Here is a 19203-nt window from a genome sequence, read left to right on the forward strand (position 1 = left end):
CTTCCTTCCTGCTGGTGGTGGTGACGGCCGCGGCGGCCGTCCTGGTTTTTGTACTTTTCGTTCACGTCACTGCATGGCAATCTCGTAGCGGATATCGGCGCGGTCCCGTGTCTCGGGCGCGGTGGCGATGAAGGTATCCCATCCAAGACGTCCGCCTTCACGTGTGCTTGTCAGCGCCATCCCGCGGACATCCTGGGCGCGCAGTACCAGTTGCACTTCATATTCAAGGGTAGAGCTGGTGAACATTCCCAACATGCGCGCCAGGGCCAGCGAGGCCCTTTTCCCGGGCAGGAACTGCTCGAAGTCCTTCATCGCCAGCGGGCCGATGCGCAGATGCATGCGCAGGTCGCGCTGCCATACCCGCTCGCCCGCCATGGCGGTGCCGAGGGCAGAATTGGTCGATCCCAGCATGGTCTGGTGTTCGCGCGGAACCTTGTACCAATAGCCGACGAATTGCTCGATTTCCAGCGGCACCGAAAAATATTCCCCCAACACCTTCTGCATATACGGCGCAGAGGCAGGCCGATGGCGGAAAGCACCTGCAAAATGGGCCAGCGATTCGTCGCGTACCCCGTTGCCTTCCAGATCCTGCAGACGCTCGCGCAGAGAACGAAAGCCCAGCCCGGAGAGCGAGAGCAGCAAGGGCAGGAAGGTGTCGCGGCGACCGGCTTCGTATTGAAAAGCCAGACGATATTTGCTCCATGCCTGGTAGAACAAGGCCAGCGAACGTGTCGAAAACACATCCAGAAAGGCGCGCGGCCCTTCATCTCTCTGCTCAATCTGGTGACGTGCAATACGCTCGGTATAGTGCGCCGGCAGCGAACCGCTGCCACCCAGGAAGCCCATGAAGGTCGGCGTGAGCCGGACGTACTTCATCTGTCCGCTACGTAATGCCTGTTCCATTTGAGCGATCGAGTTCGTTTCCTCGTCGCGCGGCGGGAAGGTGTCGATCCCTTCGATCTCGCTGGCCGGAAAACCAAGCACGGTGCGGTTGGCAAAGCGCAGGAAATCACTGACCGCACGTTCGTGCGGCACACCATTGCGCTTGAACCAGAGCTCGATCATGCGCACGGCCTGGAAAAACTGGAAGCGATGGGGAGCGGCGAAGAGCCGCTCGATCACGCTAGGCTCAAATCTCCGCTGCGTGGCCTGCATTTCAAGAGTTCCTCCCCGGTTCTTTTGGATATCACGGTCAACTGCGAGAAGCTGTTGGCGTGCACGTACAAGCCCAGGAAGCGGTCGATCACGCCGGCAAAGGCGTGTAGTCCGCTTCCCACGAAACCCTCTTCGTCCACGGTCAGCTTGACTTCGATGCCACGGACCAGGCTGGCAAAGGGATTGCCGGGTAACCATGCGGTCGTGGGCCGATGGTCGATGGCGGCCAGTGCGCTGATCTGGCGTTGCGAAATGGGCGAATTGGATTGGTCATAGAGCGTCAGCATCTCCTGGAAGGCTTCCAGCCCCCCACGCATCAAGGAGAGGTGATTCAGCGAGAGATGCGAGATCAGCCGCCATTGCGCGCCGCGTCCGCGTTCGAAGCGCGAAGGCAGTGTCGGCTTGCGCAACAGGGCGGCGGTACGGATCACGCCGCCGCCTTCCAGGCTCAGGTCGCCGCCGGGCAAGCCATAGGTCAGCAGGGCCGGAAGATCGCGGTTGGTGCAGGTCAGCTCGATGCTCAGCGTGTCGGTCTCGACCTTGGCGGGATCGAAATCGATGTCGACGATGGTGATCTCGGTTTCATATCCGGGGCTTTTCAGCGCCACCAGCTCATCACGACGCATGGCCCAGTAATGGCCCTCGCTCTCGGGGGCCTGTCCGTGGCGTAGCGAATAGAAAGGGCGGAATTGCGTGATCGATTCGCCCTGGGGGGTCTGCCGCACCAGTTGTACCGAATCGATGGAATAGACCTCATAACCGAAGGCACGCCGGCCGTCGGGCAAGACCGGATAGGAGGCACCGGCATGGGTAAGCCGGATCGGATCGCCGCGCTGGCTGAACAAATTGATGACGGGGGTGCAGCCCAACAGCAGATTGGCAGCGCTGACGCCCCCGAGCTGCCGGGCGATATGCGAATCGGCACGCAGGCCGGACAAGCCCAGGTGCAAGGTGAAGCTTTTGGTATTCGCGGGCAGCACGGCGAGGATCGCCGACAAGTCGATATCAAAGAAATTGAATTTCTCGGGGAAAGCAAAATACTCGGTCAACAGGCGGTAGGCCGGATGCGACTGGGAAGGGAAGTCGATGAGTGCATCCTCTTCGGCGAACCCGACCTCCGCCAGAGGGAGCTTGCGCAGGGCGGTCCAGCGACCGCTACGTGGCAATTCCACCCAGGCTGCGGTGCTGCGCATGAAGAGGCTGTCGCGCAGGGCCGCGCAGAACGATGCCTCGCCATCGATGAATACGCGCAGGGATGCCAGTCCCAACTTGGCCAGTGTGACCTGCTCCGTCGTGGTCTCGATGGTAATGGAGAGGGAAGACGTCACTGAGGTCGGCAGCACGACCGCCTCCGGCGCATCGATGATGGGCGAGAAGACGGCGTGAGAGAGGCGCATCGGTGCCACCGGTACGTCATACGCCGTCTGGAACCGGCACACCACCCCTTTGACCGGCCGCGTGGACAGCGCTGTACCACGCGGGATGATGGTGGCATTGGTCAACTGCGCGGCTGATGCCGCGTAATCCATGCGCGCGATTGAGCAGGAGGGGAAAGGACGAAGGTAATGCGGATAGAGAACCTCGAACAAGGCCTCTGTGAATTCGGGATAATCATCATCCAGCCGCTTGGAAACACGCGCGTTGAGCAGCGCATAGGACTGGATCATGCGCTCGATATGCGGGTCTTCGCAGATCTCGCCGGCCATCAGCAGGCTGCCGGCGATCTTGGGATAGCGCTCGGAGAACTCGCGCGAATACCGCCGCAAGAAGCTCAGCTCGCGCTCGTAATAAGGTAGCAGCTCTTGCACTTAAACTCCTATGCGGGTCGTTCGCGACTTGCTGATCGAATACTGCAAGGTAGAAGGCTGCAGCACGGCATCGAAATTGACGGTCTCGCGCGCAGCATTGACCACCAGCAAGGCACTGATGGCGAAGTTGAGACGGTTGATCGAACCTTCCTGAATCTCCAGCGTGGCCTTCACGTTGCGCAGCCGGGGCTCATGCCGGGTAATGGCCTGCTCCAGGGACTGGCAGATCGCCGTGCGGTCATCCAGGCTGGCCAGGCTCATGCCGGCAAAATCATTGAGGCCATAGGCGATGATGGAATTGCTGCATTCCGGATACTGCTGAAGCAGTTCCTCGGGAACGACCGAGCGCGTGTTGAGCATCGCCTCCAGGTCTCGCGCCACGACATCCTTGAGCTCCTCTATCGACAGGCGGCTGACGACAGGGCTGAAGGAAGAACGTGGTCCATCATTCATCAGCTTGTCAAACAGGCTGGGCGCGAAGCCTTTCATATGCTTTCCCGCTTCTGGTGATCGGATGTTGGTATCGATTGGCGCTGAAAACGGCAGTCCGCCGGAAGACCGGCGGACGTCGTACAGCTTCATGAATGTCTGTTCTTTTGACGACAGCTCATCCGTTCAGTGCAAGATTCCCTTAGATGACCTTATTGGTGGACAGATCCCAGCCGCCCGAGGTATTGCCGGCGGTACCGCCATCCTTCTTCTGCTGGGTGTACTTCCACTTCACGGTGGAGTACTTCAGGCCGACCTTTTCGTTCAGGATCTCGCCCGATTCGATGGACGGCTTGACACTGCTGATCATGACGTTGGTCAGTTCGATTTCGAAGTAACGCACGCGCTCGCCCTTGCCATCGGCGCGCATGAATTCGAACTTCGCCTTGGGGATGGTCTTGCCCGAGGAAGAGTTTTGCAGCAGCAGGGGCGAAGCCAGGTCAGCCACCTTGGTGAACACGATGTCCTTGTGCTCGCAACGTTCAGCGGTGTGACCACCACCGGTCGATGCAGTTGCCGATTTCGGCTGCAGGACTTCCCAGTCAACGGTCTTGCACTCGATCCAATCCTTGTGCAGGTCATCAGTGGATTCACCCTTGATGCCGTCGATTTGCAGATAGACGTCAATTGCCATAACTTATCCTGTAAACATGAGGGAGGAAAAATAGTTAGGATTTACCTGCCTGCGGCAACTCCGCAACCAGCCGAAGCGACACCGACAGTTCATCCAACTGAAAATGCGGACGCAAGAACGACACGGCGCGATAAACACCTGGCCGTCCCGGCACTTCCGACACCTGTACCGAAGCTTCACGGAGCGGGAATTGCGCTTTTGCTTCCTGCGTGGCGTTGTCATCCAACAGCACGTATTGCGCGATCCAGCGGTTGAGGAAGTCTTCGACGTTCGAGGCGGCAGCAAAGCTGCCGATCTTGTCCCGCATCATCGACTTCATGTAGTGAGCGATTCGCGAGACGGCAAAGATGTATTGCAACTGCGAGGACAGGACCGCATTGGCGTTGGCGGCGTCCGTGTTGTACTTCTTTGGCTTCTGGGCGGACTGCGCGCCAAAGAAAGCGGCGTAGTCGGTGTTCTTGCAGTGGACCAGCGAAATGAAACCCAGATCCGACAACTCCTTCTCGCGGCGATCGGTGATGGCAATTTCAGTGGGGCACTTCAGGGCCACTTCGCCTTCATCGGTCTTGAAAGTGTGGGTAGGCAAGTCCTCGACCAGGCCACCGCCCTCCACCCCGCGGATCGCTGCACACCAGCCGAAATCCTCGAAGGCTTTGGTAAGCTTGCTGCCGAAGGCATAGGCGGCGTTGCACCACAGGTATTTGGAATGATCGGTGCCATCCACGTCCTCAACGAAGTTGAAGCCTTCGACCGTGGTCCCATCCTTGGGGTTGAAAGGCAGGCGACCGAGGAAGCGTGGCAGCGTCAGGCCGACATAGCGCGAATCCTCGGATTCACGGAAGGACTTCCACTTGGCATATTCAACCGTATCGAAGACCTTGGAGAGGTCACGCGGCTTGCCCAGGTCGGCGAAGCTCTCCAGGCCGAACAGCTCCGGCGAGGCGGCCGTGATGAAGGGAGCGTGAGAAGCGGCGGCGATACGCGACATCTGCTCGATGAAGTACATATCTTCAGGTTGTCGCGTGATCTCGAAATCGCCGAGCAAGGCACCGAAGGGCGCGCCGCCGAAGGTGCCGAATTCTTCTTCATACACCTTCTTGAACATGGCGCTCTGGTCGAACTCCAGTGCCGAATTGAAGTCCTTGACCAGTTCCTTCTTGGTGGCGTTGAGGATCTTGATCTTCTGGTTCTCGCCGACGGTGGTGTTGCGGACCAGGTAGTTCAGCCCGGTCCAGCTCCCTTCCAACTTCTGGAACTCGGGCGCATGCATGATGGCGCTGACCTGGTTGGAGATCAGATGGTCCAGTTCGGCAATGCGCGCATCCAGGGTTGCCGACAGATTCTCGGAGACGACTACGGTGCCTTCCATGACCTGGCTGACCAGTTCGGAAATGAGATCCTTGGCGCGGTCATGCTCGGAAGACGACTTCGCGACCTTGCTTTGTTCGACGATATCGTCCAGAAGAGTACTGCCGGCAGCGGCAGGCGCGGCACTTGCGGCAGCGTCGGTGTGGGCTTGAACGGACATGAGGATCTCTTTTACTTGTTGGTTTGCTTGCTGAGTTCGGCCAGCTTCTCGGTGCTGTTGAGCACGTCGCTGAGGATGTCTTCGAGCTTGTCGTTGCCGGCGATCTTGTTGCGCAGATCAGCCAGCTTGGTGCGCGCTTCCAGCAACTTGCGCAGCGGCTCGACCTGCTGCACCACTGACTCCGGGCGGAAATCTTCCATCGAGCGGAACTTCAGCTCTACGGCGAATTCCCCGCCCTTGTCGGAGAGCTCGTTGGGGACGCGGTAGACGGCGCGGGGCTCGATCCCCTTCATCACTTCATCGAAATTGTCGGGATCGATGTTGATGAATTTTCTATCCTTCAGGCGCGGTTGCGGCACCTCCGAATTTCCGCCGAAATCTCCGACCACGCCAGTGACGAAGGCCAACTCCTTCTTTTCGATGGCGTCACCGATCTCGACGTCATAAGTCATCTGCACGCGCGGGGGACGCACTTTTTGCAGTTTCTTCTGGATGCTTTCTCTCTTGGCCATGTTTGCTCCGCTGCTGTATTGAGTGACTCGCCCCATCACCTGAGGCGGCTTGAAAGGCGGGAGCACGGTAAGTGTCCCGCCGGCACGCCTTACTTCAGATTGCCAAACGGATTGGGGCCACTGCCACTGCTGCCGCCATTGCCGGCATCGGCGTCCGCAGCCGGGGCTGGTGCCGCCTTGCGCGCCACCTTGCCGCGAGCACGCGGCGCTGCTGCCGCCTTGGCCGGCGGCGGGACCAGGGTGTTTTCGCCGAGGCTCTCACGCAGAATCTTGGTCAGATCCTGAGCTTCGGTCTTGACCGAACCATTCAGAGCATTCTGCGAACGCAGATCCCCCAGCGCCTTCGTTGCCAGACGCAGCCCCGAGACTGTCACGATGCTGTTGGCCACCTTGTCGGCGGGGTCGCGCTTGAGCGCTTCCTGGGCGTTGACGATCGCATCGCTGTAGTCACCCGCATCGAAACGGATCTGGGCGATACGCACCCACGGCGTCTTGTCGGCGGGGAAGCGGCTCGCCACCACCTTCAGTACCGACACCGCTTCATCGCTCTTGCCTTCCGCCTGCGCGGTGTTGGCCTGCGCCACTCCGCTTTCCAACGTGTTCTTGGCCTCGTCCTCGGGGCTGGGCTTGGTCTGGGTATTGGCGCATCCCGCCAACATCACTGCCAGCAACGCCGGGATGATCAGACCTGACTTCAATTTGCTCGCACGCATTGGAAACCACTCCTTATATTTATGACATTAAGAAAGCCTTGCACGAGATCGCACAAGCAAATTAGCCGGGACCGAAAAATTCCGGAGATTCCTGATTTTTAGATTGCGAATGAGATGCGACGACAGTTTTCGGGCGAAATTGATGCTTTTGGAAACCGCACTTTTTAACTACGCCACGTTCTAATTACGACTATCAGGTTGTTTCCCGACTTAATAGTTTTAAGTAATTTGAACTTAAGCTCGTCCAAATGTATCGCATAGACCTTCACGGGAAAACGCAGTTCCGCAATCTGTAGAGACTTCCTAAAATTTTTTCGGCACGCGAGAAATCGCTCATCAGAAATCCAATAGAACATACGGGGCAGAGTTGAAAAAAGGATTGATTAACTACTTGGCAACGGGAGTTGCCATCTTTTCCCTGTCCGGCTGTGCCGCCGTTGGCGCGGCGACCGGGGTCGCACAGGCAGCCAAGTCCACACTGGAGGCGCTGGGCCTGAAAAAACCGGATACCCCGGAAGTGCCCGATGCCATGAAGCAGCCGCGCACCGTCCCCATCAAGCTGCATGCCTCCAAGGCGCTCAACCTGGACCCGCAGCAGCGCCCCTTGGCCCTGGTCGTAAAAATTTATAAGCTCAAGCAGAACATTAGTTTTCAACAAGCGTCATACGACACGTTCCTGAGCGCGCAAAAAGAGAAGGAAGCCTTGGGAGCCGATCTTCTGGAAGTCAAGGAGGTCACGCTGGTACCAGGCCAGCGCTATGAAATTTCCGAGAAGGTCAGTTATGAAGCCGGCTATATCGGCGTGGTGGCGCTGTTCGTCAACCCGGCGCAGCAGCGCTGGCGCGCGGTCTTCAAGGCCGACGAAGCAGAGAAGAACGGCATCACCGTCGGCTTGCAATCCTGCTCACTGACCGTGGGCGCAGGGGCGGTCGCCATCGATGCGCAGGGCAAGCCGCTGGAAAAGAATCTGATGCTGGCACCGGTTCAGTGTCATTGAAATTCAAACAACAACTCGCAAGGCATCGCGACATGACTATCATCACAACGGGGCAATCCAGGTGAATCACTCCAACAAAGTCCTCTGGGGCGAAGGTCTTTTCCTCCGGCCGCAACACTTCCAGCGCCAGGATCATTATCACGAAACGCGTCTGCACCAGACCGCGCTGGCGCTCAATCCCTATTGCTGGGGCGTCTCTTCCCTTCAGGTGGATCGCGATGCCCTGAACAACAATACGCTGCGTATCATCGAACTGTCGGCCATCTTCCAGGATGGTGAAATCTACAAGGCCCCGGACGCCGACGACCTGCCCGATCCCATCGAGCTGACCGAGATTCCACTGTCGCAGCAGTCCGTCACCTTCTATGCGGCCCTGCCGGCACTGAAGAGCTTCGGCAGCAATTTCGCTTCCGGCACCGGCAATCATCAGTCGAGCCGCTACGTTCAAGACAATATCGAAACGCCCGATCTCTTCACCGACGCCGCCAAGGCCGAAATGAGCTATCTGAAGAAAGCGGTCAGGCTGGTATCGGAAAACGAACCGCGCGATTCGCTGGTCTGCATCCCGATCGTACGCCTGCGCCGCGCAAGCTCATCCGGATTCGAGCTGGACCCGGATTTCGTTGCGCCCAGCCTTTCCGTGCAGGCGGCGCCCCTGCTGTTCCTGCGCCTGCGGCGCCTGCTCGATGCCCTGCAGGCCAAGGTGAGCGCGCTCTACGGTCATCATCGGGAACCGAGCAAGAGCGTGGTGGAATTCCGTTCCGGCGACATTACCTCGTTCTGGCTGTTGCATACAGCCAGCACCGCTTACGCCAGCCTTTCCCATTATCTGAACACCCCCCAGCTGCATCCCGAGCGCCTCTTTGAACAACTGCTGGCGCTGGCCGGTTCGCTGATGACGTTCTCGCGCAGCCTGGCGCTGGCGGACCTGCCTCCTTATGACCACCGCGATCCCGGCCCGCCGTTCGCCCGGCTCGATGGCATCATCCGCGAGCTGCTCGATACCGTCATCTCCTCACGCTATTTCGCCATCGCCCTGCACGAGAACAAGCCCTCCTATCACATGGGCATGCTGGACTCGGGAAAGATCGACGAGAAGACCAGCTTCTATCTCGCCGTCAACGCCGACCTGCCGGCCATCGAGCTGGTCGAGGTGGTGCCGTTGCGCTTCAAGATCGGCGCGCCCGACGATGTGGAGAAATTCGTGCTGGCGGCACTGCCGGGCGTCAAGCTGGTGCACTCGCCCCAGGTGCCCGCTGCGCTGCCTGTGCGTCCGGACACCTATTACTTCACGCTCGAAAGCAAGGGGGCCATGTACGAACGTATGCTGCAGGCGCAATCGATCTGCATCTATGTGCCCTCCGGTATCCGCGAACTCAAACTTGAACTCCTGGCGGTGACGCAATGAACATGACTTCAGCCCCTTCCCTGCTCGATGCCGACCCTCTGCCGTCGGCCCAGATGGCCAGCGCCCCCGTCAATGCGCGTTCGCTGCTGGATCTGATGTATGACGGCTTCTACGCGCTCTTCATGCTCAAGAACGGCAGCGCGCCGGTGGATGAAGCTTCCTTCGCGGTCAAGATGCAAAAATTCCTCGGCGACGTGGAGCGCAATGCCAAGAAGCTCGATGTCTCGCCCGAAGACGTCTATGCCGCCAAATATGCCTTCTGCGCCTCGGTCGATGAAATCATCCTGCGCTCCAGCTTTGGCATCCGCGATGCCTGGGAGCGCCGTCCCTTGCAGCTGACCATGTTCGGCGATCAACTGGCAGGTGAAAATTTCTTCAAGCAGCTGGAAGACCTGCGCGTACGCGGCAATGCGCACATCCAGGCGCTGGAAGTCTTTCATATGTGCCTGCTGCTAGGGCTCCAGGGAAAGTACGCGCTGGAAGGTCCGGAAAAACTGAATTATCTGACCGCCCGGCTGGGTGACGAAATCGCCCACCTCAAGGGCAAGAGCGCAGGATTCGCGCCGCATTGGGCGCGGCCCGATGCCATCGTCAACAAGCTGCGCAATGACGTACCACTGTGGGTGGTGGCTTCCCTGTTCGCACTGATCGCCCTGTTTGCCTACCTGGGCCTGAACTGGATGCTCACCAGCGGCACCGAGAACGGACTTGCCGGCTATTCCGATATCGTCAAGCTGGCGCCACGCACGGCCAACCTGACCATTACGCTGCCCTGAGCGCGATCTCCCTTGAATTTCATGGAAGGCCACTCGGATGAATCCGCCCTTTCCCGATACTCTCAATAGCGTCATCAGCCAGCTCTTCGGTCCAGGCCTGTCGCAACATGCTCGCCTGATCACCCTGAGCAGCGTCCAGGCTGCCGACCTGCCTCAATCGCTGGTGGTGGAACGCTTCCACGGCCAGGAAAGCGTCAATGAGAACTTCCTGTTCGACATCGATGCGCTGTCCGTCTCCACCGATCTCGATCTCAAGCAATTCATCGGCACCGAGCTGACCCTGCGGCTGCTGCAGGCCGATGGCAGCCGGCGCGCCTGGCACGGCTACTGCACCCAGGCTTCCTGGCTGGGTGCCGATGGCGGTCTGGCACGCTACCGGCTGCGGCTGGAATCCTTCCTGGCCTTCCTCGACCGGCGCCGCGACAGCTTTCTGTTCCAGGACATGAGCATCACCGACATCGCCAGCGCAGTCCTGAAGGAATACCCACAAGCCAATTTCTCGCTGGACGTGACGCAGACGCTCGCCCGGCGCGATATCTGCACGCAATACCGTGAGAGCGATTTTGCCTTCCTGCGCCGCATCCTGGCCAGCGAAGGCCTCAACTTCCGCTTCGAACATCAGCAGGATGGTGACGATGGTCAAGCCTCCGGCCAGCAACAGGCGCGACACAAACTGGTCATCTTCGACCGTAACGCCAAGGCGCCGGACCTGCCGGGTGGCGATACGCGCGTTCGCTTTCACCGTGTCGCAGCCACCGAGTCCAGTGATGCCATCACCGACTTCAGCGCCGTGCGCAGCGTCCGTTCCAACGCGGTGGCCCTGGCCAGCTGGCATCCTGAGAAGATTTCTTCACCTTCGGCCGAAGAGCGCTCCAGCCTGGATGCCGGCGAGCTCCCTGCCCTGCCGATCTACGACGGCAGCGGCCAGCAGGACTTTGCCGACCAGCAGGCGGCATCGGAGCATGCCCTGCTGATGCTGCAGGCCATGGAACTGCAGAACAAGCGCTTCGAAGGTGCGGGCGCAGTGCGTCAGTTCAGTGCCGGTGCTCAGTTCGCGCTCACCCAGCATGAGCGCTATCCCGAGGGAGAGAACCGTTTCAAGCTGCTTTCGGTCAGCCATAGTGCCCGCAACAATTTCGAGAGCAACATCGTCCGGATCCTTGACGAGGTATTGCCCGCGTCGTTCGGCCAGGGCTGGGCCGGTTCACCATCGCCGCGTGCCAGCTCAGACGATGAACTCAAAGCCGGCACCTACCGCAACAGCTTCGTGGCCGTGCGCGATGTGGTTCCCATCGTTCCGGCTGCGATCACGGAGCGTCTCAAGCCCACTGCACGCGGCACGCAGACCGCCTTGGTCACCGGCCTGCCGGACGCTGCCATTACCACGGACCGCAATCATCGCGTCAAGGTGCAGTTCCACTGGCAGCGCGGCCAGGCGCCGAATCCTGGCGGCCTGCGCGAGACCGGCAACCTCGATGACAAAGACGGCAACGCGCCCGGCAACGACGCCTCCGGCACATGGGTACGGGTGGCCGAAGCCCAGTCCGGCCCCAACTGGGGCAGCCAGTTCACGCCACGCATTGGCAGCGAGGTGCTGATTGATTTCATCGAGGGCGATATCGACCGGCCTGTCGTCGTCGCGCAGCTCTACAACGGCAGCGATGTGCCGCCTTTCCCGGCCGGTGCTGATTCCGCAGCCAACCACGCCGGCACGATCTCGGGATGGCACAGCACGGCGCATGATGGCAGCGGTTTCAATCAATGGGTGGTGGACGACACGCAATCGCAACTACGCATGCGGCTGGCCTCCAGCCGGGCCAGATCCCAGCTCAGTCTCGGCCATCTGATCGAACAGGCTGACACCGGCGCCCAGCGCGGCAGCTATCGCGGACAGGGTTTTGAATTGCGCAGCGATGCCTGGGGCGTGGTACGCGGTGCGGAGGGCTTGCTGATTTCCTCGACGGCGCGTCCCGCTGCAGGGGCCAGCGTGACCAGCACGCAGATGGATGCTCATGAAGCCGTCGCCCAACTGAAGGGAGCGCAGCAACTGGCCAGAACGATGGGCGACGCCGCTACCCAGCAGCAGGCGCTGCATAGTACGGCTGCCTTGCAGGCCAAGACCGATTTCATCTCCATCATCGACCCGGCTGACCAAGGCAAGCATCCGGGTAGCGTCAATGGTCAGGATGCATTCAAGAGCAAAGAGGGATCCCGCGAGAGCGACAGCGCGCAGCCGGTCGAGAATTTCGCCAAGGCGGCGGTGCTGATGGAATCCCCTGCCAACATCAACTGGGCCAGCACTGCCTCCACGGTGCTCTATGCCGGCGAGAACCTGCACTGGACCAGCCAGGGCGATACCCACTGGACCGCTGCCGACACCACCAGTCTGGCCGCTGGCAAGGCGGCCACTCTGTTTGCGCATGAGGGCGGTATCCAGGCTTATGCGGGCAACGGACCGGTCTCATTGCAGGCGCATACCGATGCGCTGGAGATGCTGGCCGACAAGGATGTGAGCGTGATCAGCGTCAATGAAGGCATCGAGATCAAGGCGCGCCAGAAGATCGTGCTGCAGGCGGGGCAGGCTTCGGTGACGCTGGAGGGCGGGAATATTACGTTTGCTTGTCCGGGGATGTTTTCGGTGAAGGGGGGGATGCATGCGTTTCCGGGTGGGGCGAGCGTCTCTCCGGATCTCATTGCGCTGCCAGACACCAAGTACAAGCTCTTCGACGAAGCCTTCGTGGTGAAGGATCCCAATGGGACTCCACTCTCTGGCATCCCTTATCGGATCAAGAGTTCAGCCGGAGATCAGCTGGCAGCTACCGCAAAGGACGGCATGAGCGAGCGCGTCAGCACGGATGTCAGCGAGAATGTGGAGTTCACCATGGAGTGGTTCAAGATCGTACCGGCCAAATTTTGAGCAGCCAAAAAGATGCAAAGGAGAGATGAAATGGGCGCCTCTGATAAAGTCCAGTCGCAAACCAACACCATTGAGAACTCGAAGAAAGAGCTCAAGTGTGACTGCACTCTGATGTGGTCGATGATTCAGGAAATGAGCACTAAACGCCTCTGCAGGCTGCATGGACGTAATGAAGGTTCCATCATCCCGATCTACAGTGATCGGGCTCGTAGGATATCGGCTAGCTATGCACGCTTCTATCTCGAAACGGAAGATTACGGTGACCCAACAAAAAAAGGACGCTTTTATTGGATGGCTCTCGGCGCCTTCGCCAGCAAAACTGTAGCTTGCTCATTGGACGATGGCCGAGTAGTAATTGCCAACCCTGTATTTCAAGGGCTCGCTAAAGGAAATCTATGGTTGTTTTATGACATCAGCGGGTGGCACTGGTACTACACACGCTTCCACAAAAGCTTTGACGACTGTGTTCGGTGTCGCGATGCATCAGGCTACATTAAGCCTGTCAAGGATCAAGTGGCCAATTATCCGTGGAAAGATGATGCACTTGCCAAGATCAAAAACATGAGCATATGCGATTACATCATCAGTGGGTTCAATCTCGTCAAGCAGATCGAAGCGAGCCGACCTGGAAGTAGGCAAGAGGAGTTGAAAATGGCTCATTTGTTGGCTATTGCAAATCACGAACAAAAAGTCATTCTGCAACCTCTGATCTATCAAGACAAATGCTTTTCCTTCTTTGTGGGCATGCAACGCTGGCCCGTTGTCGATATGGTATCGCCGGAATTGAAACTGGCTTTCACGAGTGCCTGCGATACCAAAGATGCACAAAAAAAATCGCTTGCATCTGGCTCGACCATTCTTGAAGATTTCGAAAGCCGCATGAATTGGATTACCGAAGCGGCAAGACGCTTCCACTTTTTAATGCAGAATGAAAAGCAATATATGGAAAGAGAACTTCATGCGATGGCCGGATGGGTCAATGAAGATCAATCGCAGAATATTCCTGCCTATAACCCTCTGTAGGATTTCATGAGTCCTATGTCGATCTCGTTAAAGGAATGGCTTTATAGAATATTTTGCGCTGCTTTGGCCTCCGCTATGCTAAGTGGCTGTGGTAAGCAAGATAAAGGAGAAAACCCCACAATGGATCAGAAAATTCATATTCAACTTGGTCAGTCCGGTGACGATATTCTCAAAAGATATCCTGGGCGTTTTATATTGAGCGACCATCCTTCCGGCGCGAAATTCTATTCGACAAAATGGACCACGGATGCTCGCGGCACTATTGAAGTCGGGACGGCTGACACTCTATTCGTTGTCAATCATGCACTGAGCGTGACCGGTAATTACTCAGCTTCTTTTCCCAGCGAAAACATCATCGAATGGAACATCAACGCTGGACTGGCGGACAGCAGTCCAATCATGCACGACGCCGCCAGGCAGCAATTCCTATCCATTCTTGAACGGCTACGCAAGGCGTCCTGGAGTCGGTATATCGACCTGGACGCCCCCCGCCTGTCGGGAACGGAGGCAATCCGCTATGCGCAATCTACGTCTTCCATCTATGGACTGGATCCTGCCCACCCTCCTACACTGAATGAATGGATGCATCTGCCTGAGCGCACCCTTTGGAAGTTTTCGAGCAAGAGTGGCTACCTGACGATCACTCTGTCCCGCGACCTTTCACGTGGCGACGTACATCAACCTGGCGCGTACTTCGTTGAATATAATCTCAGGACCGAGAAGGAACAGCTCCGCCAATTGGTTGGACCCGACAAGCGCACCATTTTTCAGCAAGCGCTTCCTGCGGAAATAAAGCTAATGAAAGAGGAGCGTCAGCAGGCTGAAAACGCCTTGCGCCAACAGGGAATAAGGATTGATGAATCCTATAAGGATCCGCCGATTCCTTGACGCTCATCCGGCCCCATCAAAAACAAGATGGTGATTCAATACAAATTCAGCGTTCCAACTCTTGATCGGACCAATCCGAAATGGCGCGATGAACCTCTGTCCAATAGCCGCTGGGGAACACGTAACATCTCAGAGAAATGGCTCAATTACGGCTGGTCATTTCTTCACGACTTCACACTGTCTTTCGCCAGGAAGATCGCACAGCGTTCCTCTGACAATTCGTTAAGAATAGTGCACTGCCCATACGTAACCGGCGAGGGATTTCAATCAGAATCTAGCCCCCCCCCTAACTCTCCAGCCAAGATTGCGAAGGTTTACCGAACTGTGAGTCCGACCGCAAGGCAACTCAGCGATATGGATATCCAAGACATCCTGCTCCCATCGAGGAACGAGCGGCGCCAAATTTTCCATTATCTTAAAAAGATCAGCTCGCTAACTGCGTGGCAGCGGATTTTCGAGTTTTACCAAGCCTGGGTGAACGTGGCAGAAAGTAGCGTTCGGGAAGCAGATACCCGGGGCTGGGGGAAAATGACATCCTTACCTTATTCGGACTACACATTCCTTTTAAAAAGCCTGGCCCATTGCGAAGAAGTGCAAACTGCACGTGTCGGCGCTCGCGAACAGGCGGGAAAAGATAACGAACAGGTTCTCATTAATCCATGCCTCAACACGGCAATAGAAAAATCAACGGCATTATGCTGCCCTCTCCGTCCGAGCGACAGCAGCTATTCTATCTTCTGAAGAAACTAACTTCGCTGACTGCGTGGCAGCGAATACTAACGTTTTATAACGCATGGGCGGACGCCGCCGAGACCAGTGTGCGCGAGGCTGATGATCGCGGCTGGACCAATCAGACCTCCTTATCGCATACCGAATACGCCTATATTCTTAAATGCCTCGCCCACTGCGAAGAAGGTGTTATACGCCTGAAAAAGGGCGATAAACGTGTTTTCAAGTTTGACGCCAATGGAGAATTTGCTATGGCGCGGCGTATCTTGTCTCACTATTCACAACTTCTGGAGCGCATCGACATTGGAGAAAATCGAATCGACGAGGAGCATACGCCACGATGGGCTGAATTCCGTGAAGCGCTTATCCAGTTGGCAAAGGCTTGGGGCCAATGCGCAAAATACATCCTTGAATCTCGCTTCACTGATGAAGCGGCACCGGTTCGTTACAACGAATGGCTGAAGAAACGGCTTCAGTCTTGGAAATATCCGCCCTTGCTCCATGAAGTTCCTGATTGTAGTTGCCCCCGCAATTCAGGACACTCAGACATCGTTAAGTTACTGATGCTGCAGCCCGTCTGAACTCGCGAGGCGAGCGGTATTTCAGGGCCTTGTGCGGATGGCGCTCATTGTATTGCTCGAAGGCAGAGGCCAGATGCGTGAGCGCCGTAGGCACATCGGGCTTGTCCATGAAGGCGATGTAATCATGCTTCATCGTTTTTACGAACCGCTCCGCCATGCCGTTACTCTGTGGCGAGCGCACGGGCGTGGTCAAGGGCTCCAATCCCAGCTCGCGAGCGAAGCTGCGTGTGCGATGGTCGATGTAGGCCGAGCCGTTGTCGCTGAGCCATTCAATCACCTGTGGAGTCTGCGTGCTTCCAAACCTCTGCTCCACGGCGGCCAGCATCACGTCGCGCACGACATCCCCGCTATGCCCACCGGTAGTGGCCGCCCAGCTGATGGCTTCACGGTCACAACAATCCAGTGCAAACGTCACTCTCAATGCAGCCCCGTCATCACAACGGAATTCGAAGCCGTCCGAACACCAGCGCGCATTACTTTGCTTGACCGCTACGCGACCATCGTGGCGTCGATTGTCGCGTCTCACACCAGGTCGGCGCAGCAGCAACGCGTGCTCTCGCATGACGCGATAGACCCGCTTATGGTTCACGCACGCTTGCCCCAGAGATTCCCGGCTACGTCGCAGCAAAGCCCAGATGCGGCGATAGCCATAGCTCGGCAAGCTCGCGACATACAGCTCAATCTCTTCGAGCAAGCCGCTGTCGCCGACTTTGCGAGCACTACGGCCATCTCGCCATTCCGGGCTCCGGGCTCGTTTTACTGCCACTGCAGAGCGCGCCACACCGAGAACGTCACAGACCACTTTCATTGGTCGTCCTCCGGCAGCAAGGGCGAGCGCGCAATCAGGTTTTTTGACCGGCCCCATTCGACGGCCTCGCGCAGAATCTCGTTCTCCATGGTCTTCTTGCCCAACAGCCGCTGCAGTTCTTTGATTTCCTTGATGGCCGCGGCCAGCTCCGAGGCCGGGACTACCGTCTCGCCAGCCTTGACGGCGGTCAGACTGCCTTCCTGGTACTGCTTGCGCCAACCAAACACCTGGTTCGCGTTCACCCCGTGTCGCCTGGCAACGGCTGATACGGAAGCTCCAGGAGCCAAGGTCTCCTGGACGATGGCTATTTTTTCTTGGGGCGTGCGTCTTCTGCGACGCTCCGGCTCGGTCAGAATCTCGATGTGCTCCACGGTTTGCCTAGTCGTAAAACTGGTCATAAGACTATCCTCTATTTTAAGAGAGTCTTCGTGTCCTGAGATTCAAGGGGCTATTCCACTGATCCCAAAGACAATACATTCGTTCGAACTGGTGAGTTGATACCTTGCTCGGGAATCTGGGAGCCGATCGATGTTCCCAAGCCATCACTGATAATGCTTCTGCTCGGAAAGGCAGAGAAACCCGAACCACCTTTCTCCATAATGGGTGCGATGAACTATCTGCATGGGGGCTCCCCCGCGCCTACGACGAGCGCCTTCATCATTGATGACAGCGTGGATATGGACACTACCTGGCGATTGTTGTGGCGTGATGATCGCTATACTAACGGCTCTATCCCCGAAGAGGAAAAGCATTACCGTTTCGCCCAGCCTGAAGCAAAGAAATCGGCAGATCCAATCATGTCAGTAAGCGATGAGATCACCTGGACTGAAAGCGGTACGGCCGCCCCCAAGACCGGTAGATGGCTGGTGGAGTCCGATATAACAGCCAGCATCGAACTGAAGGCTGGTGAGCTATTGCCCTTGCATCAGGGACGCACAGTGCGCTGGGTGCTGGCTGAATGAAGAATCTGCTTGACCAGAAGTTTCCTGTTATCCCTCACACGTATTGGTACTCGTGACCATTCACATGAAGATTGCGGACCAGCGCAGACAAGTGACTCACTGCCTAACTGGCTGAAACTTACCGCCGCCGGCCGACACCGGCGCCCGGCGTGGCAGCTATCGCGGCCAGGGCTTTGAATTGCGCAGCGATGCCTGGGGCGTGGTCCGCGGTGCGGAGGGCTTGCTGATTTCCTCGACGGCGCGTCCCGCTGCCGGGGCAAGCGTGACCAGCACGCAAATGGATGCTCATGAAGCCGTCGCCCAACTGAAGGGAGCGCAGCAACTGGCCAGAACGATGGGCGACTCCGCTACCCAGCAGCAGGCGCTGCATAGTACGGCTGCCTTGCAGGCCAAGACCGATTTCATCTCCATCATCGACCCGGCTGACCAGGGCAAGCATCCGGGTAGCGTCAATGGTCAGGATGCATTCAAGAGCAAAGAGGGATCCCGCGAGAGCGACAGCGCGCAGCCGGTCGAGAAGTTCGCCAAGGCGGCGGTGCTGATGGAATCCCCTGCCAACATCAACTGGGCAAGCACTGCCTCCACGGTGCTCTATGCCGGCGAGAATCTGCACTGGACCAGCCAGGGCGATACCCACTGGACCGCTGCCGACACCACCAGTCTGGCCGCTGGCAAGGCGGCCACCCTGTTTGCGCATGAGGGCGGTATCCAGGCTTACGCGGGCAACGGACCGGTCTCGTTGCAGGCGCATACCGATGCGCTGGAGATTCTGGCCGACAAGGATGTGAGCGTGATCAGCGTCAATGAAGGCATCGAGATCAAGGCACGCCAGAAGATCGTGCTGCAGGCGGGACAGGCTTCGGTGACGCTGGAGGGCGGAAATATTACGTTTGCTTGTCCGGGGACGTTTTCGGTGAAGGGGGCGACGCATGCGTTTCCGGGTGGGGCGAGTGCAGCGGCGATGCTTCCGCCACTACCCGATGGAATGTCTGCCGAAAATAATTGGATTGCATTGCATTACATGGAGCCTGAAACCGGCTCGGGCATCAGTGGAGCAGATTACGAAATCCACTTCAAGGACGGCGCCAAACTCACAGGCAAGCTGGACGATCAGGGGAAAGCTCTGCATGAAAATATCGAACGCAAGCAGGTAACGAAGGTTGTCTACAAGCCACGCAAACCAGAAAGCGACAAGCCTGCCGCCCCGCTGGAAGACTTCAGCAACGGCTGAGTGGATTATCCCTGTTCCATTTCTCTTTAAGTGCGCTCGACTGA

At 57.8% G+C, this 19203-nt stretch carries 18 protein-coding genes and 1 pseudogene; 11 read left to right on the forward strand and 8 right to left on the reverse strand.

Features of this window, described 5'->3' with window-relative positions; genetic code table 11:
• Positions 1-66: 66 nt before the first annotated feature.
• From tssG to AACH55_RS20905, 7 genes are all read right to left on the reverse strand, one after another.
• Positions 67-1155, reverse strand: a complete 1089-nt coding sequence (tssG, locus tag AACH55_RS20875; RefSeq protein WP_338716551.1) for a type VI secretion system baseplate subunit TssG — start codon at positions 1153-1155, stop codon at positions 67-69.
• Positions 1119-2963 (reverse strand): type VI secretion system baseplate subunit TssF, encoded by a 1845-nt coding sequence (tssF, locus tag AACH55_RS20880; RefSeq protein ID WP_338716552.1) that lies wholly within the window; start codon positions 2961-2963, stop codon positions 1119-1121. The genes tssG and tssF overlap by 37 nt, the downstream gene beginning before the upstream one ends.
• Positions 2964-3452, reverse strand: a complete 489-nt coding sequence (tssE, locus tag AACH55_RS20885) for a type VI secretion system baseplate subunit TssE (protein ID WP_338720376.1) — start codon at positions 3450-3452, stop codon at positions 2964-2966.
• Between the two features lie 142 nt (positions 3453-3594).
• Positions 3595-4086, reverse strand: coding sequence for a type VI secretion system tube protein Hcp (locus AACH55_RS20890; protein ID WP_338716553.1), 492 nt, complete (start codon positions 4084-4086; stop codon positions 3595-3597).
• Between the two features lie 34 nt (positions 4087-4120).
• Positions 4121-5614: a type VI secretion system contractile sheath large subunit gene (gene tssC / locus AACH55_RS20895; protein ID WP_338716554.1), complete on the reverse strand. Its 1494-nt coding sequence runs from the start codon at positions 5612-5614 to the stop codon at positions 4121-4123.
• Positions 5615-5625: 11 nt separating this feature from the next.
• Positions 5626-6126 carry a type VI secretion system contractile sheath small subunit gene (tssB, locus tag AACH55_RS20900; protein ID WP_008332276.1) on the reverse strand — a complete coding sequence of 167 codons (501 nt, stop codon included), beginning with the start codon at positions 6124-6126 and terminating at the stop codon, positions 5626-5628.
• Between the two features lie 89 nt (positions 6127-6215).
• Complete coding sequence (locus tag AACH55_RS20905) at positions 6216-6839, reverse strand: hypothetical protein (protein WP_338716555.1); 624 nt, start codon at positions 6837-6839, stop codon at positions 6216-6218.
• 367 nt (positions 6840-7206) lie between these two features.
• On the opposite strand from AACH55_RS20905, the gene tssJ reads away from it, so the two are divergent.
• The 8 genes from tssJ to AACH55_RS20945 all read left to right on the forward strand — a co-directional run bounded on the left by tssJ (position 7207) and on the right by AACH55_RS20945 (position 16158).
• Positions 7207-7836 carry a type VI secretion system lipoprotein TssJ gene (tssJ, locus tag AACH55_RS20910; protein WP_338716556.1) on the forward strand — a complete coding sequence of 210 codons (630 nt, stop codon included), beginning with the start codon at positions 7207-7209 and terminating at the stop codon, positions 7834-7836.
• A gap of 61 nt (positions 7837-7897) precedes the next feature.
• Complete coding sequence (gene tssK, locus AACH55_RS20915; RefSeq protein ID WP_338716557.1) at positions 7898-9244, forward strand: type VI secretion system baseplate subunit TssK; 1347 nt, start codon at positions 7898-7900, stop codon at positions 9242-9244.
• A gap of 2 nt (positions 9245-9246) precedes the next feature.
• Positions 9247-10020, forward strand: a complete 774-nt coding sequence (icmH, locus tag AACH55_RS20920) for a type IVB secretion system protein IcmH/DotU (RefSeq protein WP_338716558.1) — start codon at positions 9247-9249, stop codon at positions 10018-10020.
• 37 nt (positions 10021-10057) lie between these two features.
• Positions 10058-12937, forward strand: a complete 2880-nt coding sequence (locus tag AACH55_RS20925) for a type VI secretion system Vgr family protein (RefSeq protein WP_338716559.1) — start codon at positions 10058-10060, stop codon at positions 12935-12937.
• Positions 12938-12967: 30 nt separating this feature from the next.
• Positions 12968-13960 (forward strand): hypothetical protein, encoded by a 993-nt coding sequence (locus tag AACH55_RS20930; protein WP_338716560.1) that lies wholly within the window; start codon positions 12968-12970, stop codon positions 13958-13960.
• Positions 13961-14080: 120 nt separating this feature from the next.
• Positions 14081-14848, forward strand: a complete 768-nt coding sequence (locus AACH55_RS20935; protein ID WP_338716561.1) for a hypothetical protein — start codon at positions 14081-14083, stop codon at positions 14846-14848.
• A 354-nt stretch (positions 14849-15202) separates the two neighbouring features.
• Positions 15203-15589, forward strand: coding sequence for an Imm71 family immunity protein (locus AACH55_RS20940; RefSeq protein ID WP_338716562.1), 387 nt, complete (start codon positions 15203-15205; stop codon positions 15587-15589).
• On the forward strand, positions 15508-16158 hold the full coding sequence (locus tag AACH55_RS20945) for an Imm71 family immunity protein (protein WP_338716563.1): 651 nt from the start codon (positions 15508-15510) through the stop codon (positions 16156-16158). Before AACH55_RS20940 ends, AACH55_RS20945 begins: the two co-directional genes overlap by 82 nt.
• Here AACH55_RS20945 and AACH55_RS20950 read toward each other — a convergent pair.
• A protein-coding gene (locus tag AACH55_RS20950; RefSeq protein ID WP_338715475.1) for an IS3 family transposase occupies positions 16130-17364 on the reverse strand; the annotation gives its coding sequence in 2 pieces (ribosomal slippage) (positions 16130-17004 and positions 17004-17364; 1236 coding nt in all). The two genes, AACH55_RS20945 and AACH55_RS20950, sit on opposite strands and share 29 nt — an antisense overlap.
• 96 nt (positions 17365-17460) lie before the next feature.
• On the opposite strand from AACH55_RS20950, the gene AACH55_RS20955 reads away from it, so the two are divergent.
• The 3 genes and pseudogenes from AACH55_RS20955 to AACH55_RS20965 all read left to right on the forward strand — a co-directional run bounded on the left by AACH55_RS20955 (position 17461) and on the right by AACH55_RS20965 (position 19159).
• Entirely contained in the window at positions 17461-17928 is a 468-nt protein-coding gene (locus tag AACH55_RS20955; protein ID WP_338716564.1) for an Imm72 family immunity protein, read from the forward strand.
• A gap of 199 nt (positions 17929-18127) precedes the next feature.
• Positions 18128-18217: pseudogene (locus AACH55_RS20960) on the forward strand (hypothetical protein); the annotation flags it as partial.
• Between the two features lie 93 nt (positions 18218-18310).
• Entirely contained in the window at positions 18311-19159 is an 849-nt protein-coding gene (locus AACH55_RS20965) for a DUF2345 domain-containing protein (protein WP_338720378.1), read from the forward strand.
• Positions 19160-19203: the final 44 nt, after the last annotated feature.

The sequence above is a fragment of the Herbaspirillum sp. DW155 genome (assembly GCF_037076565.1).
GTDB lineage: Bacteria > Pseudomonadota > Gammaproteobacteria > Burkholderiales > Burkholderiaceae_D > Herbaspirillum.

Excerpts from the sequence above, each read along its gene's own strand:
- tssG (WP_338716551.1), bottom strand. The coding sequence starts at position 1,155 with ATGCAGGCCACGCAGCGGAGATTTGAGCCTAGCGTGATCGAGCGGCTC.
- tssE (WP_338720376.1), bottom strand. The coding sequence starts at position 3,452 with ATGAAAGGCTTCGCGCCCAGCCTGTTTGACAAGCTGATGAATGATGGA.
- AACH55_RS20890 (WP_338716553.1), bottom strand. The coding sequence starts at position 4,086 with ATGGCAATTGACGTCTATCTGCAAATCGACGGCATCAAGGGTGAATCC.
- tssC (WP_338716554.1), bottom strand. The coding sequence starts at position 5,614 with ATGTCCGTTCAAGCCCACACCGACGCTGCCGCAAGTGCCGCGCCTGCC.
- tssB (WP_008332276.1), bottom strand. The coding sequence starts at position 6,126 with ATGGCCAAGAGAGAAAGCATCCAGAAGAAACTGCAAAAAGTGCGTCCC.
- AACH55_RS20905 (WP_338716555.1), bottom strand. The coding sequence starts at position 6,839 with ATGCGTGCGAGCAAATTGAAGTCAGGTCTGATCATCCCGGCGTTGCTG.
- icmH (WP_338716558.1), top strand. The coding sequence starts at position 9,247 with ATGACTTCAGCCCCTTCCCTGCTCGATGCCGACCCTCTGCCGTCGGCC.
- AACH55_RS20925 (WP_338716559.1), top strand. The coding sequence starts at position 10,058 with ATGAATCCGCCCTTTCCCGATACTCTCAATAGCGTCATCAGCCAGCTC.
- AACH55_RS20930 (WP_338716560.1), top strand. The coding sequence starts at position 12,968 with ATGGGCGCCTCTGATAAAGTCCAGTCGCAAACCAACACCATTGAGAAC.
- AACH55_RS20935 (WP_338716561.1), top strand. The coding sequence starts at position 14,081 with ATGGATCAGAAAATTCATATTCAACTTGGTCAGTCCGGTGACGATATT.
- AACH55_RS20940 (WP_338716562.1), top strand. The coding sequence starts at position 15,203 with ATGGATATCCAAGACATCCTGCTCCCATCGAGGAACGAGCGGCGCCAA.
- AACH55_RS20945 (WP_338716563.1), top strand. The coding sequence starts at position 15,508 with ATGCCTCAACACGGCAATAGAAAAATCAACGGCATTATGCTGCCCTCT.